We start from the raw sequence: 15,758 nt of genomic DNA, 5'->3' as shown, positions 1-15,758 counted from the left end.
CATCCTGCTATGTTACTATATAAATATATTTATAATAGTAATTATTTAAGGAGGTATAAATGAATAGAAAGTATGAAATAATTACCCTTATTTTAGTATTAATAGTAATTATAGGAGCATTAATTACAGCTGAGAAAAATGGAACTTTAAGTAAAGAGAAAAATGTATTTAGCATGGAGAACTCTGAAAATGAAAAGATAACTGAAGAATTTATTCCAGAAGATAGTGTAGTTAATTTTGAATTAGATATACCCAATACTTCATTAGAGGTTATAACTACACAGGAAGAAAATATTAAGATAGAGTGTACTTCTTATGGAAAAAGTAAATATATCATAAATCAAAATGGTAATAATGTGAAAATAAAAAAGAAAGAAGATTTCTCTATTTTTAATTGGAATACTAAAAGTGGAATTGTAAAAATATTTATTCCAAGTGGAGTTGTATCTTCATATTATGCTGATATGAGTAATGGGGGAATAAGTATATCTAACATTAATGTAGGAGAGATAGATATTGATACTAGCAATGGAGACATAAGTATTGATAACTTGAATATTAAGAATAAAATTGAAATTGAAACTTCGAATGGCAAAATAAATGTTAGCAACTTATTAGCAAATAATGTAGAGTTTAATTCAAGTAACGGAGATATAAAGTTAGATAATGTTACAGGTAATGATATAAGTATAGATACATCTAATGGGAAAATAAGTATAAATGAATGTCGTGGAAATGAAATAGAATTAGATACATCAAATGCAAAAATTGAAGCATATGAGTGTTATGGAAAAGAAGTAACTTTAAATACTTCTAATGAAAATATAATATTAGAAAATTTAAAGGATAAAGAGTTTATAATAGATGAATTAGAAGTTAATACAAGCAATGGTGAAGAAAGTATTAATGCAAATTATAATCATAAAAAATAAATAAAATAAGCTTTATACTAGGGAGAGATTAAAATGAAAATAAGACGTGCAACAATAGAGGATATAAATATTATAGCAAAGTATAATTATAATCTTGCATTTGAAACTGAAGATAAGAAATTAGATATGAATATTTTAACTAATGGAGTTAAAGCATTAATTGAAGATGAGAATAAGGGTATTTATAATGTTTGTGAGATTAATGGTAAGATTGTTGGACAAATTATGTATACATTTGAATGGAGTGATTGGAGAAATGGTACTTTCTTATGGATACAAAGTGTTTATGTAGATAAGGAGTATAGAGGAAAAGGAGTATTTAAGAGTTTATATAATTATATAAAGAGTATTTGTGATAATGATCATAACATATGTGGAATAAGATTATATGTAGAAAAAGAAAACTATGTAGCTCAAAAAACTTACTCTAATTTGGGCATGAGCCAATGTAATTATTATATGTATGAATATGAAAAATAGGAATGAATATAATATAAGGAGGGAGTATTGTGGATACTGCAGAATTAAAAAGTAGAGCAAGGGAACAAATAAGAGGTAAATGGGCAGTTGCAATAGGAACAGTATTAGTTGCCAACATAATATTAGAAGGTGGTGTTGCATATAAGGTAACTTCTAAATTAGGAATAGAAGGATTGTCATATTCACTTGATTTGATATCGCTTTTATTAGGTGGAGTTATTTCAGTAGGATTATGTAGATTTTTATTGAATATGGCTACAAGAAGAGAAGAGGCAAGATTTGAAAATTTATTTTCAGGATTTAATATTTATCTCAAAACATTAGGTTTAAATATACTAATAACATTAGCAGTTGTTGCAGGAACATTATTATTTATAATACCTGGGATAATAGTTTCACTTATGTTTTCACAAGCATTTTATATATTATCGGAAGATCCAAGTAAATCAATTACACAATGTATAAATGAAAGTGTTAATTTAATGATAGGTCATAAATGGGAGTTGTTTTATTTAGAATTAACTTTTATTGGATGGTGGTTACTTTCAGCTATAACATTAGGTATTGCTGCACTATGGGTAGCTCCATATCAAAAATTGACAGAAGCAAATTTTTATTTGTATTTAAAAAATAGTTAGATTATAAAGGCTAAAGACTATAAATATAGTTTTTAGCTTTTTTATCTTATGACTAATATTTATGGCATTTTATATATAGTATTTAATGTATAAATATAAGATTAAAGTAAGTATAATTAAAAATTAATAGAAGTGTTAGACGGTATAATTATATAAAAGGAAGTGTGGATATGGCAGAGCATAGAGAGGCATGTGACAATAGAATTTATTTATTAACTAGTAAGGTAATATATTTATTTATAACTAATATATGGTTTTTAGTATCTATTTTACCATTTATACTTTATTTCTTTATTTCTGGAGAAAATTTATCAATTCCAATTTTGACTTTTTCAGGAATACTTGTTGGACCTGCTTTATCAACCATGTTTTCTGTAACTGGAAAATTAATTAATGATAAACAAGAAGGAGCAACTAAGGACTATTTTAATTTATATAAAATAAATTTTGCACAAGGTATATTTATAGCGGCTATAATAAATGTAATTTTAATGATTTGTTATATAGATATAGGATATTTTTATGCAAGTAATATGAAAATTATTTCTTATATATTTATAATTTTAGCTATATTTATTGGGGGATTAAGTTTTTATATTTATCCTATAGTAGGAAGGATAAATGCAAGAACTTTAGATATATTTAAAGTATCTATTACTTTAGTATTTAAAAAGCTGTATATAACATTGACTAATATCTCATTAATAATTATAGGTGTGGCTATTGTTAATTTTACTAATATATCATTAATAGCTGTTTTATTTGGGGCTAGTGCATTATGTTATTCTATTTTAAGAATGGAAGATAAAATATTAAATGAAGTAGATGTATACTTTAAAGAAAAATATTCAGATTTATAAAAAGATATAGCTTAAGATAATATTTAACAAAATCTTAAGCTATATCTTTAATTATTTATAATATTATAATTAGAAAAGTAGTAACGAATTAATTAAGAAATCTCCATTAATCTTTAAATATAAATCATTAATAGAGTTTATAGATTTTAATTTACAGTTAAAGTTATTCCAATTATCTTTATTTAAAGAAGATGTAATGTTAAGATTGCCTACTATATCACCATTAATAGTATCAATTCGTATTTCAATATTAGTTTGGGATTTTAATAATGCATCAATAGATAAATAAGAGTAATTTTTAAAATCAACATCAGAACATTTTATCCATGCTATGTTATCTTTGGAAGTTCTTATGCAAGTTCAACCTAAAATACACTCATCTAAAATAATATTACTACAACTATCATAATCTTCTGCTTTAGTTAAATGTGAAAGGTTTCTTGCTTTCAAAGTTTCACCTATAATAGTTATATCTTTCTTTAGTTTGTATAACTTAAGCCATGACCAAATGGATAAAGGGGTTCTCCTTTATAGTACATATAAGTTGAATTACTATTAATAATATCGTAGTTCATAATTGATGGTAACTCATCTGATGATTTATACCATGTCATAGGTAATCTACCAGCAGGATTATATTTACCAAATAAACATTGGGTAATTGCATTTCCAAGTTCTTGACAACCATGTGTACAATGAAGAATTGCAGGAATATTATCATTACACCAATTTATTGCAAATGGGTAACTACTAACAATAATTACAATTGTGTTGGGATTTACAGAATATACGCTTTTTATAAGGTCTTCTTGATGAGAAGGTAAAATTAAAAATAGGATCTTCACCATAGCCTTCTTCAGTTCGTCCCCAACGAGGGTCTCTTTCCATATCTATAGTTGGTGCCCAGAGTGTTAAACCATACTTTCTATTATTTTTATCATAATAAATTCTAGCTTCATCGCCTATTACTGAACCAATTTCTAATAATAATTTATCGTTAAAGGTAGATGCAAGTCCAAGTGGTTGTGGAAATACAGTTGATGGTCCTATACTAGATACAACTCCATGTGAGGCTTCACCGCCAACACTATATTCATTAATATCAAGTCTTTCAATTGCAGCTTGTCTAGTAGGTAAAAGTTTAATTTTTTCATCTAAAGTTAATAAAGAAATTAGTGATTTTACCCTTGTTTCTAGTGATAATGATGAATTCTTATATATATTGTGTCATTAAATAAACCTCCTATTAATGTAGTTTAAACAAATCTTAATATAAATAAATTTAAAATAATACCATGATTTGTGGACTGCTTTATCATTAAAAATTTCATGTAAATGTAGTATATTAAATTTTACATGTATTTTCTGATAAAATACTCTAATTTTTACATGAAAACATATACATTTTTATGGGTATCTAGAAATAGGGGGAGGGACTAAAATAAGAGTATCAACAGAACTTAAGGGAATGGAGGAATAAATGGTGCAAGTAACAGAAGGTGTTAATAGTACAAAAAAATTGAAAAGGGAAATTAAAAAAACTAAAGAAAGAAAAATTACTTGGAATAATATTAAAAAACAAAAGTGTTTAATAGCGATGTCATTACCATTTGTTATATGGGTAATAATATTTAAATATCTTCCTTTAGCAGGGTGGACAATGGCATTCCAAGATTATAAACCACAAAATGGATTTTTAGATCAAACATGGGTTGGTTTCAAGCATTTTATAGCATTATTTAAGGAAGATCAATTTTATCAATCACTTCAAAATACTTTAGGAATGAGTATTATGGGATTAGTATTTGGAACAATTGCATCAATAACATTTGCATTGTTATTAAATGAAATAAGGTCTTCTAAGTTTAAGAGAACAGCTCAAACAATTTCTTATTTACCACACTTTATATCTTGGGTTGTTGCAGCAAGCTTAGTTACAAATATGCTATCATCATCAGGAATAGTAAATGAAATATTAATGAAGTTAAATTTAATAGATAATCCTATACAATTTATGTCTACACCAAGTATGTTCTGGGGGGTAGTTACAGCTTCAGATGTGTGGAAAGAAATGGGGTGGAATGCAATTATTTATTTAGCAGCCATGACAGCTATAGATCCAGAATTATATAATGCGGCTAAAGTTGATGGGGCAGGAAGACTTAGACAAATTTGGAATATTACATTGCCATCTATAAAAAGTACAGTATTAGTTCTTCTTATAATGAGTATTGGTAACTTAATAAATATAGGATTTGAAAAGCAAATGCTACTTGGGAATCCAATAGTTGCAAGTAAGTCTTTAGTTATTGATAAATATGCATTAGATTATGGTATTGGAATGTTTAGATATTCATTCGGTACAGCTATTGGTATATTTAAATCTGTTGTAGGTATAGTATTAATTTTTGGTGCTAATAAAATATCTAAGAAATTTAATGATGGAGAAGGTAGTTTATTAAGCTAAAAATTATAAAAAAGCTAAATATATGATTTGATTTAAGTAAGGAGGAAAATATGAAAAGGAAAAGAAAAAAAATTGAAGTTTTTGATATAGTACTAACAATAGTAATGTGCTTTATAATTGTAATAACTTTATATCCATTCTTAAATGTATTAGCAATTTCATTAAATGATGCGACAGATACAGTAAAAGGTGGAATATATATATGGCCTAGAGAATTTACTTGGGATAACTATAAGCAAGTATTCTCAGGTAGTAGTAAGCTTCCGTTAGCATTCTTTAATTCCATATTAAGAACTGTTATTGGTACAGTAAGTGGAGTTATAGCAACAGCAATGGTTGCCTATACATTAAGTAGAAGAGATTTCATATTCAATAAATTTGTTACATTATTATTTATAATAACAATGTATGTTAGTGGTGGATTAATTCCAGAATTTTTAGTTGTTAAGAATTTAGGATTAATAAATAATTTTGCAGTATATATTTTACCAGGTCTTATAAGTGCATTTAATGTTATCGTTATGAGATCATTTATGGATGGTTTACCAGAAGCCCTTTATGAATCAGCAAAAGTTGATGGAGCTAACGACTGGGTAACATTCTATAAAATAGTAATGCCGTTATGTTTACCAGTTGTAGCAACAATAGCATTATTTATAGCAGTTGGACAATGGAATAGCTGGTTTGATACTTACCTTTATGCAAGAGGAAATGCTAGTATGACAACATTACAATATGAATTAATGAAAATTATTGATAATGCAAGCTCTAATGTAGATGTTAATAATCCATTATTACAAAATGCTAGTAAATCAAATCCACAATCAATTAAAATGGCAATTACAATGGTTGCAACAGTTCCTATACTTTTAGTATATCCGTTTGTACAAAAGTATTTTGTTTCAGGAATGACTTTAGGTGCAGTAAAAAGCTAAAATTAGATAATTTGTTTTGAATTATCTATTAAAAAATAATACAATAAAAAAATATGGTCGAACAATTAAGGGGGATAAAAATGAGAAAGCGTAAATTATTATCATTAGTTATGGCAGTTACATTAACTGCAACTTGTTTCATAGGCTGTGGAAAAAAGTCAGCAGAAGATAGTGATACACCAATATTAGATGGCATGGACAAAACACCAATTACATTAACATTCTTTAACTGTGATTTAAATGAAGATTGGGATTTTAGTGATGATGTTGCTAAGAAAATTACAGAATTAACAGGTGTAACATTAGAAATAACACATCCTGTTGCTGGTGATACACAAGCTATTCCTCTAATGATAGCAAGTGGAGAATATCCAGATTTAATATATGCAAAAGGAGACACTGGTAAGCTTATTGATGCGGGAGCAATTATTAAGCTTGATGATATGATTGAAGAAAGTGGAGATAATCTTAAGGCTTTATATGGAGATCAATTAGATAGGCTTAGAGCTAGTAAGGATGATCCATCTATATATACTGTAGGTACTTATGGAGTAAGTGCTGAGGTATACGAACCAGGGGGAACATTACAAATTCAACATGATGTATTAAAAAATGCGGGATATCCAGAAATAAAAACTATATATGACTATGAAGAAGTAATAAAGAAATATATTGAAGAAAACCCAACAACAGAAGATGGTCAAGCTCGAATAGGATTATCATTAATGGCTAGTGACTGGAGATGGTTAATTACAACTGGTAATATAGCATCTGCTGCATTAGGAATTCCAGATGATGGACAATTCAAGGTGGACGATGAAACTGGAGAAACTACTTATAAATTCACATTGCCAGAAATTAAAGAATATTTCCAATGGTTAAATCACATGAATGATATTGGATTATTAGATCCAGAATCATTTACTCAAAAAGAAGATACTTATAAAGCAAAAATTTCTTCAGGAAGAGTTGTAGGTTTATCTGATGCAGCTTGGGATTATAGTGATGCTGAAAAAACTTTACTTTCTGAAGGAAAAGCAGGTTTAACTTATGCAAGATTACCTGTAACAGTAAGTGATGAGTATAAAGACCAATCTTTAAAGAATTATGGATTTGGTGGAGGTTGGGGAGTTGCAATCTCTGAAAGTTGTGAAAATAAGGAAAGAGCTTTTGAATTCCTTGACTGGATGGCATCTGATGAAGCACAAGTTTTATTAAACTGGGGTATTGAAGGCGAGCATTACACAGTTGAAGATGGTAAGAGAGTAATGAAACCAGAAGTTCAAGAACAAAAGAATACAGACCCTGATTTTGGTAAGAAAACAGGTATAGGTGCTTATGTGTATCCATTCCCACAAAGGGGGGTTGGAGCTGTAGATTCAACAGGTAATTCTTATACTACAACAACTATTGAAAATGTTATTGCAAACTACAATGACGCTCAAAAAGAAACTTTAGCTGGATATGGTGTTAACGACTTTACAGAAATGTTCCCTGATTCAGAAGAATTAGGAATTTCTAAACACGGACAAGTATGGCAATATACTATTCCAAGTGATAGTGATATATCAATAATACAACAAAAATGTGATGACTATATTCAACAGGCAGTTACACAAGCAATCTTAGGAAAACCAGAAAACTTTGATAAGGCATGGGATGAAATTCAAAAGACATTAGAAAGCTATGGTGTTGATAAATTAAATGAGCAAATGACTAACTTAACTAAAGAAAGATTAGAATTATGGAACTAGGATAAAAAAGGGAGCTATTTAGCTCCTTTTTGCTTTTTATTTATAGATTGAAAGAAAAAATAGTAAAGAACTAATTATTGGTGTAAAACAAATAAAAAAATACTATGTAATATTATATATATAAATATTATAATGAAGCTTGAAAATAAATATTAATATAAATATTGAGGGGAGTAGTAATGAATATATTAAAGATATTAATTCATGTCTTTAAGGTGTTATTACATAAAAGCATAGAAGTAAATGGAATTGGTAGTTTAGAAACATTAAACCTTAGCCAAAGGTTAGATAAGCTAATTTCAAGTGTACAAATGAGTAATTATAATAGATATAGAATTAGATATAGTTAATAAGAATATATTTAAGGGGAAAATTAGAGCTATCATGTTAAACTACTGCAGTTACATGATAGCTTTAATTATATAGAAGTATAATAAAGCACTAATTATTACAATAAAATATATGAAATTTTTACGGTATACGATTACAAAGGGTGAACTTATAATTAACCTATAAAATAAATATTATATAAACATAAGGAGTGAAAAAAATGAAATTCAGTAATGGATGTTGGTTAAATAAAGATGGAATAGTTAGATATAGTCCACAAGAAGTTTATAGCAGTAAGATAGAGGAAAACCTTTTAACACTTCATGCTCCATGTAACAGAATAAATCATAGAGGAGATACGCTAGGAGGACCAGTTATTACTTATAAAATATCTTCTCCAATGAAAAATATATTAAGAGTAAGAGCCTATCATTATATGGGAACTAAAAATAATGGTCCAGAATTTGAAATATGTGAGGATAATAATTTAAAACCTGAAATATATGAAAATGATGAAATTATTACAGTAAAATCAGGCGATTTAAAAGTAAATATAAATAAAGATTTCTTTAGTATGGAATTCTTTAATGGAGATAAATTCCTAACTAAGAGTGCAAATAGAAGCTCAGCTTATTATAAAGAAGAAGGTGGAAAGTTCTTAAGTAATGAAGGGATGGAAACTTTCATGAGAGATCAATTATCTTTATCTGTTGGTGAAGCTGTATATGGATTAGGTGAGAGATTCACACCATTTGTTAAGAATGGACAAACTATAGATTGTTGGAATGAAGATGGTGGAACAAGCACTGAACAAAGTTATAAGAATATACCATTCTATATTACTAATAAAGGATATGGAGTATTTGTAAATCATCCAGAAAGAGTATCATTTGAAGTAGGTTCAGAATTAGTTACAAAAGTACAATTTAGTGTTCCAGGAGAGTGCTTAGATTACTTTATTATAACTGGTGATGATATGAAGGAGGTTTTAGAAAACTATACTTCATTAACAGGAAAGCCAGCACTTCCACCTGCATGGTCATTTGGATTATGGCTTACAACATCATTTACAACTAATTATGATGAAAAGACAGTAACTCAGTTTGTTGATGGAATGGCAGAAAGGAATATTCCACTTCATGTATTCCATTTTGATTGCTTCTGGATGAAGGGATTTAATTGGTGTAATTTTGAATGGGATAATGAAGTATTCCCAGATCCAAAAGGCATGCTTGAAAGATTAAAAGCAAAAGGATTAAAGATTTGTGTATGGATCAATCCATATATAGCTCAAGAATCTCCATTATTTGAAGAGGGTAGAGATAATGGTTACTTTATAAAGAGGCCAAATGGAGATGTATGGCAATGGGACATGTGGCAACCAGGAATGGCTATAGTAGATTTTACTAATGCAGATGCTTGCAGATGGTACGCTGATAAGTTAAGAGATTTAATGGAAATGGGAGTAGATTGTTTCAAAACTGACTTTGGCGAAAGAATACCGGTAGATTGCACATACTTTGATGGATCTGATTCAGTTAAGATGCATAATTACTATACACAAATTTATAACAAAGTTGTATTTGATGTAATTAAAGAAGTTAAAGGTGAAAATGAGGCAGTATTATTTGCTAGATCAGCAACGGCAGGTGGGCAACAATTCCCTGTACATTGGGGTGGTGATTGTACATCAGAATATGAATCTATGGCAGAAAGCTTAAGAGGGGGATTATCACTTTGTCTTTCAGGCTTCGGATTCTGGAGTCATGATATTGGTGGATTTGAAAGTACATCAACACCAGATGTTTATAAGAGATGGGCAGCATTTGGATTATTATCATCACATAGTAGATTACATGGAAGTACTTCTTATAGAGTGCCATGGATTTATGATGAAGAGGCTTGTGATGTAGTTAAATTCTTTACTAATTTAAAATGTAGTATAATGCCTTACCTTTTCAAAACTGCAAATGATGCAGCTACAAAGGGTATTCCAACAATGAGAGCTATGATTTTAGAAAATCAAAATGATCCAGCTTGTAGATATTTAGATAGACAATATATGTTAGGTGATTCAATATTAGTAGCACCAATATTTAATGAAGAAGGTATTGCAGAATACTATTTACCACAAGGAACATGGACAAACTTCATAACAGGAGAAAAACATGAAGGTGGAAGATGGATAACTGAGAAGCATGGATATTTAAGTATTCCAATGATGGTTAAGGAAAACAGCATAGTTGCAGTAGGTGCTAATAATACTGTGCCTGATTATGACTTTGGAAAAGATGTTTCTTTAGAAGTATTTGAATTAGTAAACGGAAAAGAAGCTAATGTTACAGTACTAGATAAAGAGTCTAAAGTAGTATTAACTGCTACAGCATTAAAAAATGAAAATACAATTGAATTTAATGTTGAAGCTAAAGATTCTTATTCAATAATACTTAGAGGTATTACAGAAGTTTCAAATGTAGATGGAGCAAAAGTTGAATTAACTCAAAAGGGTATTAAGCTTATATCTATTGGAAATGGAAGTAAAATAGTTTGTAAGTTAAAGTAAAATTTTAACTTAGAATTTTATAAATAGTTAAAAGTGAAGAGTGAAAAGTTAGAGAGTTAAAGGTTGAGAAGAAAAAGAAAGCTGGGCTCAGCTTTCTTTCTTAAGCTTTAGCTCTTAATTTTTTTAAGCTGGAGGGAGATTAGTAATGGAAAAAATAAATTATGAGAAGATAGAAGAAATAGTATCAGAGTTAAAGTTAGAAGAAAAAGTAGCAATGGTTCATGCTGCTGGATTATTTAGAAATGGCAGTGTAGAAAGGTTAGGAATACCTTCATTGTATATGTCAGATGGTCCTATGGGTGTAAGAAATGAATTTCCTAATGAAAGCTGGATGCCAGTAGGAAATACAGATGATTATGTAACTTATTTACCATCAATTTCAGCACTTGCTTGCACATGGAATAGAAAGTTAGCTTATGAGTCAGGAGATATCCTTGGTAAAGAAGCTAGAGGTAGAGGAAAAGATATAATTTTAGCACCAGGAATTAATATAGTAAGAAGTCCATTAGGTGGAAGAAATTTTGAGTATATGTCAGAAGATCCATATTTAACAGCACAATTAGCAGTACCTTATATTAAAGGTGTGCAGGAAAATGATGTTGCAGCTTGTGTAAAACATTTTGCAGTTAATAGTCAAGAAACTGAAAGATTAAATGTAGATGTTGTAATTAATGAAAGAGCAGTAAGAGAAATATACTTACCAGCATTTGAGGCTGCAGTTAAAGAAGGAAACTCTTATTCTATAATGTCTGCATATAACAAGCTTTGGGGATTACATTGTTCTCATAACAAGTGGTTATTAAGGGATGTATTAGAAAAAGAATGGGGATATGATGGTGTATTAGTATCAGACTGGAGTGCTATTAGTGATACAAAATTAGCAGCAGAAGCAGGGATGGATATAGAAATGTCTGTAACTGATAATTTTGATGAGTATTTCTTTGCAAATCCTTTAATTAATGCAGTTAGAGAAGGACAAGTAAAGGAAGAATTAATAGATGAAAAGGTTAGAAAAATATTAAAGTTAATGTACAGATTAAATATGTTCTCTGAAGATAGAAAATCGGGAGAATATAACTCGTTTGAAAGTAGAGAAAAAACTTTAGATATAGCTAGAGAAGCAGTTGTTTTATTAAAAAATGAAGAGAATATTTTACCTTTAAGTAAGAAGGTAAAAAAAGTTGCTGTAATAGGACAAAATGCTAATATAAGACATTCAGAAGGTGGTGGATCAGCTGAAGTTAAGTCATTATATGAAGTAACACCATTAATGGGAATTAAAATGATATTAGGTGGAAATGCAGAAGTATCTTATGCTAAAGGGTATACGAATAATTTAATTGAAAGAGAATCTATAAATTTAGAAGCTATTGAATTAGCTAAAAATAGTGATGTTGTTATTTTTGTTGGTGGATTAAAACATACTAAAGAAGATTTTTCATTATTTCAAAATGCACTTCAGTCATCAAAAGAATCAGATACTGTAGTTAATATAGATAGTGAGGGCAATGATAAAACTGATATGAAGCTTCCATATGAGCAAGATGAAATTATTAATAGCTTATTAGAAGTAAATCCAAATACTGTGATTGTTATAACTACAGGTTCCCCAGTTGATATGAGTGATTGGGCAGAAAAGTCTAAAGCATTAGTCAATGTTTCTTATAATGGAATGGAAGGGGGAAGAGCTTTAGCTGAAGTTTTATTTGGAGATGTGAATCCTTCAGGGAAATTAACAGTTACGATGCCTAAAAAGCTAGAAGATTCACCTGCACATAGCATTGGAGAATTCCCAGGAGGGAAACAAGTAAGATATAATGAGGGAATATTTGTAGGTTATAGGTATTTTACTAGCTATGATATTGAACCTCAATTTGCATTTGGACATGGACTTTCTTATACAGAATTTAAATATGATGATATAAATGTAGAGGTTATTGAAAAAAATGATGAAATAAATGCTAAGGTATCTTTTAAATTAAAAAATACAGGTAAGAGAGAAGGTTCTGAAATAGCTCAGATTTATGTTAATGATATTGAATCTAGTATAAAGAGACCTAGTGTTGAATTAAAGGGCTTTGAAAAAATTTCTTTATTTCCAGGGGAAAGTAAAAAAGTAACTATTAATTTAGATAAAAAATCTTTTGCATTTTATAGTGAAGAAGAAAAATCCTGGGTAGTAGAACCAGGTGGATTTAATATACTTGTTGGTAGTTCTTGTGTTAAAATTAATTTAAAGGAAAGAATTAACATTAAAGCTAAATATAAATTTTAAGGGTAAGAATTATGAGAAACAAATTAAAGTTATGGTATAAAGAACCAGCAAGAGAATGGGTGGAGTATCTTCCACTTGGAAATGGTAAGTTAGGAGCTATGGTATCAGGAGATGTGTATAATGATAGAATTGCATTAAATGAAGATACATTATGGACAGGTATTCCATGTGATAAAAATAATTATGAATCTATTAACTATTTAGATGAAGTAAGAAATTTAATTCTAAATGAAAAATATTATGAGGCACAAGAGCTTATGAATAGTAAGCTTTTGGCAGGATATACAGAATCCTATGTTCCGCTTGGAGATTTATATTTAAACTTTCCAAGTAATGATAAATATGAAGATTATACTAGAGAGTTAGATCTAAATACAGCAATAGTAACTACAAAATATAGAATTAATAGTATTAATTATAAAAGGGAAGCGTTTGTTTCAGGGATAGATAATGCTATTATCGTTAGAATAAGTTCTGATAATCCTAATAGTATAAATTTAACTATAGGATTAAAGAGCTTATTAAAATCAAAGGTTTTATCAGAAGGTGAAGATACATTAGTTCTTAAGGGAGTAACTCCAATAAGGGCATTACCAGTCTATGTAAATGAAGAGAAGCCTATTATTTATTCTGAAAATAGTGATGATGAAATGAGATTTCAATCAACATTAAGAGTAAGAGCTAATGATGGTGATATATATGAAAAAGATGGTGTTATAAATGTAAAAAATGCTAGTGATGTTACTTTAATTTTAGTAGCTAATACTAGTTTTAATGGATTTGATAAATCTCCTGGAATAGAAGGAAAAGATGAAAGTATATTATGTTATGATCAAATAGATAAAATTGAAAGTATACCATATAGAGAGTTACTAAGTAGACATATAGAGGATTATCAAAAGCTTTTTTCAAGAGTTGAATTTTCATTGGGAAATGATGATTTTAGTAATATTCCAACCAATGAAAGATTAGAGAAACTTAGAGAAGGAAAAGAAGATTTAGGATTAATAAGTTTATATTTTCAATACGGAAGATACCTTTTAATAAGTTCATCAAGGAGAGGAAGTCAGCCAGCAAATTTACAAGGGATTTGGAATGAAGACTTAAGACCAGCTTGGAGTAGTAATTATACTGTAAATATTAATACTGAAATGAATTATTGGGCTGCAGAAGTTTGTAATTTATCAGAATGTCATGAGCCTTTATTAAATATGTTAAGTGATTTAAGTATAACTGGCTCAAAAACTGCTAAAGAAATGTTTAATTGTAATGGATGGGTTGCAAATCATAATGTTGATTTATGGAGATATTCAAGTACAGTAGCTGGTAGTAGTGAATGGGGTTTTTGGCCAATGGGTGGAGCATGGCTGTGTCAGCATCTTTGGGAGCATTATGATTTTACTAGAGATAAAAAATTTTTAAAAAATGAAGCATATCCAATTATGAAAGGTGCAGCACAATTTTTATTAGATTATTTAATTCAAGATAAAAGTGGAAGTTTAGTTACTTGTCCATCAACATCTCCAGAAAATAATTTCTTAGATGATAAGGGAAGAAAGTGTTGTGCAAGTATGATGTCTACAATGGATATCTCTATTATTAGAGATTTATTTAACAATTGTATATTAGCTATTGATATATTAAAGTATGATAAAGAGTTTAAGAAAACACTAATGGAAATCATCGGGAAAATGCCAGCGTATAAAATAAATAAATTTGGTGCTATTCAAGAATGGTTTAAGGACTTTGATGAATATGAACCAGGACATAGACATATGTCTCATTTGTTTGCTCTTTATCCTGGAAGGGAAATTACTAAGAAAAAAACTCCTTCATTATATGAGGCTAGTAAAAAGACATTAGAAAGAAGACTAGGTGCAGGGGGAGGACATACTGGCTGGAGTTGTGCATGGATAATTAATTTTTATGCAAGATTAAAAGAAGCAGATTTAGCTAATGAGTATTTACATGTACTATTAAAGAATTTAACATTTATTAATTTATTTTGTGTACATCCACCATTTCAAATTGATGGTAACTTTGGAGGAACTGCTGGAATAGCTGAAATGATTATTCAAAGTCATGAAGAGGCTATAGAAATATTGCCTTCTATTCCAAGTAGTTGGTCAGTTGGAAGCGTTAAAGGACTAAAGGCAAGGGGAGGGTTTATAGTTAATTTTAAATGGGATAAGAATAAAATAATTGAATTTTCTATAGAATCTACCGTTGGGGGTAAGTGTAAAATTAATTTTGGAAAATGGTTAGATAAAAGTTTTAGTAATGATACTATTGAAATAGATACTATAGCTGGTACATCATATAGATTAAAGTAAAATAGAGAGTGTGATTTGTAAGAACATTTCACACTCTCTTTTAAATGTTTGAAGTTATTATTATAAAAATAGCTTTATATTATATTTTATAATATAAATATAATATAAAATACTATAATAATTATATATATATTACCTATAAAATTAGAGGGAAAAATTAAAAAAGTAATAAAAATTTGAAGTATGTATAC

Annotated in this window: 12 protein-coding genes; 11 read left to right on the top strand and 1 reads right to left on the bottom strand. The window is 28.8% G+C overall.

From position 1 onward, the window contains the following. Positions 1-59: 59 nt before the first annotated feature. From I4V51_RS04575 to I4V51_RS04560, 4 genes are all read left to right on the top strand, one after another. Entirely contained in the window at positions 60-932 is an 873-nt protein-coding gene (locus tag I4V51_RS04575) for a DUF4097 family beta strand repeat-containing protein (RefSeq protein ID WP_195987132.1), read from the top strand. A 33-nt stretch (positions 933-965) separates the two neighbouring features. Continuing rightward, positions 966-1,412: a GNAT family N-acetyltransferase gene (locus tag I4V51_RS04570; protein WP_195987131.1), complete on the top strand. Its 447-nt coding sequence runs from the start codon at positions 966-968 to the stop codon at positions 1,410-1,412. Positions 1,413-1,441: 29 nt separating this feature from the next. After that, positions 1,442-2,050 (top strand): YciC family protein, encoded by a 609-nt coding sequence (locus tag I4V51_RS04565; protein WP_195987130.1) that lies wholly within the window; start codon positions 1,442-1,444, stop codon positions 2,048-2,050. Between the two features lie 170 nt (positions 2,051-2,220). Continuing rightward, positions 2,221-2,910, top strand: a complete 690-nt coding sequence (locus I4V51_RS04560; protein ID WP_195987129.1) for a YesL family protein — start codon at positions 2,221-2,223, stop codon at positions 2,908-2,910. Positions 2,911-3,389: 479 nt separating this feature from the next. On the opposite strand, the gene I4V51_RS04550 is transcribed toward I4V51_RS04560, so the two are convergent. After that, positions 3,390-3,758 (bottom strand): glycoside hydrolase family 3 C-terminal domain-containing protein, encoded by a 369-nt coding sequence (locus tag I4V51_RS04550; protein ID WP_195987128.1) that lies wholly within the window; start codon positions 3,756-3,758, stop codon positions 3,390-3,392. A 632-nt stretch (positions 3,759-4,390) separates the two neighbouring features. On the opposite strand from I4V51_RS04550, the gene I4V51_RS04540 reads away from it, so the two are divergent. From I4V51_RS04540 to I4V51_RS04510, 7 genes are all read left to right on the top strand, one after another. Beyond that, a complete protein-coding gene (locus I4V51_RS04540; RefSeq protein ID WP_195987127.1) occupies positions 4,391-5,377 on the top strand; it encodes an ABC transporter permease subunit in 987 nt (328 codons plus the stop codon). Between the two features lie 50 nt (positions 5,378-5,427). After that, the gene (locus I4V51_RS04535; RefSeq protein ID WP_195987126.1) at positions 5,428-6,312 is read left to right on the top strand and encodes a carbohydrate ABC transporter permease; all 885 of its coding nucleotides are present in this window, start codon (positions 5,428-5,430) and stop codon (positions 6,310-6,312) included. A gap of 80 nt (positions 6,313-6,392) precedes the next feature. Next, a complete protein-coding gene (locus I4V51_RS04530; protein WP_195987125.1) occupies positions 6,393-8,066 on the top strand; it encodes an ABC transporter substrate-binding protein in 1,674 nt (557 codons plus the stop codon). A gap of 179 nt (positions 8,067-8,245) precedes the next feature. Beyond that, positions 8,246-8,416, top strand: coding sequence for a Spo0E family sporulation regulatory protein-aspartic acid phosphatase (locus I4V51_RS04525; RefSeq protein ID WP_195987124.1), 171 nt, complete (start codon positions 8,246-8,248; stop codon positions 8,414-8,416). A 200-nt stretch (positions 8,417-8,616) separates the two neighbouring features. After that, a complete protein-coding gene (gene yicI / locus I4V51_RS04520; RefSeq protein ID WP_195987123.1) occupies positions 8,617-10,959 on the top strand; it encodes an alpha-xylosidase in 2,343 nt (780 codons plus the stop codon). 145 nt (positions 10,960-11,104) lie between these two features. Continuing rightward, positions 11,105-13,234: a glycoside hydrolase family 3 C-terminal domain-containing protein gene (locus I4V51_RS04515; protein WP_195987122.1), complete on the top strand. Its 2,130-nt coding sequence runs from the start codon at positions 11,105-11,107 to the stop codon at positions 13,232-13,234. 11 nt (positions 13,235-13,245) lie between these two features. Beyond that, positions 13,246-15,567: a glycoside hydrolase family 95 protein gene (locus I4V51_RS04510; RefSeq protein WP_195987121.1), complete on the top strand. Its 2,322-nt coding sequence runs from the start codon at positions 13,246-13,248 to the stop codon at positions 15,565-15,567. Positions 15,568-15,758 lie beyond the last annotated feature (191 nt).

The organism is Clostridium sp. D53t1_180928_C8 (genome assembly GCF_015667795.1).
GTDB lineage: Bacteria > Bacillota > Clostridia > Clostridiales > Clostridiaceae > Clostridium.
The sequence above is the reverse complement of the archived record's forward strand: the minus strand, read 5'-3'. Positions and strand labels throughout refer to the sequence as shown.

Coding starts and splice junctions, on each gene's coding strand:
- I4V51_RS04515 (WP_195987122.1), top strand. CDS start 11,105: ATGGAAAAAATAAATTATGAGAAGATAGAAGAAATAGTATCAGAGTTA.
- I4V51_RS04575 (WP_195987132.1), top strand. CDS start 60: ATGAATAGAAAGTATGAAATAATTACCCTTATTTTAGTATTAATAGTA.
- I4V51_RS04530 (WP_195987125.1), top strand. CDS start 6,393: ATGAGAAAGCGTAAATTATTATCATTAGTTATGGCAGTTACATTAACT.
- I4V51_RS04560 (WP_195987129.1), top strand. CDS start 2,221: ATGGCAGAGCATAGAGAGGCATGTGACAATAGAATTTATTTATTAACT.
- I4V51_RS04550 (WP_195987128.1), bottom strand. CDS start 3,758: ATGGTGAAGATCCTATTTTTAATTTTACCTTCTCATCAAGAAGACCTT.
- I4V51_RS04570 (WP_195987131.1), top strand. CDS start 966: ATGAAAATAAGACGTGCAACAATAGAGGATATAAATATTATAGCAAAG.
- I4V51_RS04535 (WP_195987126.1), top strand. CDS start 5,428: ATGAAAAGGAAAAGAAAAAAAATTGAAGTTTTTGATATAGTACTAACA.
- I4V51_RS04525 (WP_195987124.1), top strand. CDS start 8,246: ATGAATATATTAAAGATATTAATTCATGTCTTTAAGGTGTTATTACAT.
- yicI (WP_195987123.1), top strand. CDS start 8,617: ATGAAATTCAGTAATGGATGTTGGTTAAATAAAGATGGAATAGTTAGA.
- I4V51_RS04540 (WP_195987127.1), top strand. CDS start 4,391: ATGGTGCAAGTAACAGAAGGTGTTAATAGTACAAAAAAATTGAAAAGG.
- I4V51_RS04510 (WP_195987121.1), top strand. CDS start 13,246: ATGAGAAACAAATTAAAGTTATGGTATAAAGAACCAGCAAGAGAATGG.